Genomic DNA, 1233 nt, shown 5'->3' on the forward strand with positions numbered 1-1233 from the left:
TGGAAAATGACAATGCAACCCAGGAGGCAGTGGATGAGAAGGCCGAAGAACTGCTCAATGCGATTACAGCACTGCGTATGATTCCGAACAAGGACGCTTTGAAAGACCTGATTGGAAAAGCAGAGGCAGTGAACACCAGCAAGTACACAGCAAAGAGCGTGGCAGCGATGCAGAAGGCATTGAGCAACGCAAAGGTTGTGTTGAACAATGAGGCAGCGACCGAGGAAGAGGTCAAGAGTGCCGTAGAAGCATTGGAAGCAAGCATCCAGAACCTGGAGACAAAGACGGCGACAGCGAAGAAGAGCGGCTCCACATCGAGAAACGTGAGCAACACATATGGAGCAGCGGGTGTGGTTTCCGCAAGCCAGAGTGTAGCAGCAAGTGTGCGCAGTGATGCGGCAAATGCCATCACGCTGAACAGAGGAAGCATGTACACCTTCAAGATGACCGTGGTCAATGGAAACGGACTGGCGCCGAGCTTCACAGTGGGCAACGGAAGCGTTCTGAAGACGCAGTTTGTGTCCCAGATCGGCAATGACTACTACTACAGAGTTTATGCAGTTGGCACACCGGGCCAGAGCACAGGNTGACAACCTGGTCTTCCGTGCAGATAGGACGGATCTGGAAGCTTTGGTAGCAGAAGGCAAGAAAATTGTAGAGAATGCTTCGAAGTACATCCAGGATGAAACATGGGCTACCTTTAAAACCATCCTGGGCGATGCAGAAACTCTGCTGGAAAATGACAATGCAACCCAGGAGGCAGTGGACGAGAAGGCCGAAGAACTGCTCAATGCGATTACAGCACTGCGTATGATTCCGAACAAGGACGCTTTGAAAGACCTGATTGGAAAAGCAGAGGCAGTGAACACCAGCAAGTACACAGCAAAGAGCGTGGCAGCGATGCAGAAGGCATTGAGCAACGCAAAGGTTGTGTTGAACAATGAAGCAGCGACCGAAGAAGAGGTCAAGAGTGCCGTAGAAGCACTGGAAGCAAGCATCCAGAACCTGGAGACAAAGACGACGACAGCGAAGAAGAGCGGCTCCACATCGAGAAATGTAAGCAACACATATGGAGCAGCGGGTGTGGTTTCCGCAAGCCAGAGTGCAGCGGCAAGTGTGCGCAGTGATGCGGCAAATGCCATCACGCTGAACAGAGGAAGCATGTACACCTTCAAGATGACCGTGGTCAATGGAAACGGACTGGTACCGAGCTTCACAGTGGGCAACGGAAGC

The 1233-nt window shown here is 52.0% G+C and carries 2 protein-coding genes; both read left to right on the plus strand.

Going from position 1 to position 1233, the window contains the following annotated elements; all coding sequences use genetic code 11:
- Positions 1-590: FIVAR domain-containing protein (locus tag B9Y59_RS04490; protein ID WP_198945594.1), on the plus strand; the 590-nt coding region annotated here is incomplete at its 5' end.
- Positions 556-1233: hypothetical protein (locus B9Y59_RS15195; protein ID WP_442856176.1), on the plus strand; the 678-nt coding region annotated here is incomplete at its 3' end. The genes B9Y59_RS04490 and B9Y59_RS15195, both read left to right, overlap by 35 nt.

Source organism: Anaeromassilibacillus sp. Marseille-P3371, assembly GCF_900169665.1.
Classification (GTDB): Bacteria; Bacillota; Clostridia; order Oscillospirales; family Acutalibacteraceae; genus Anaeromassilibacillus.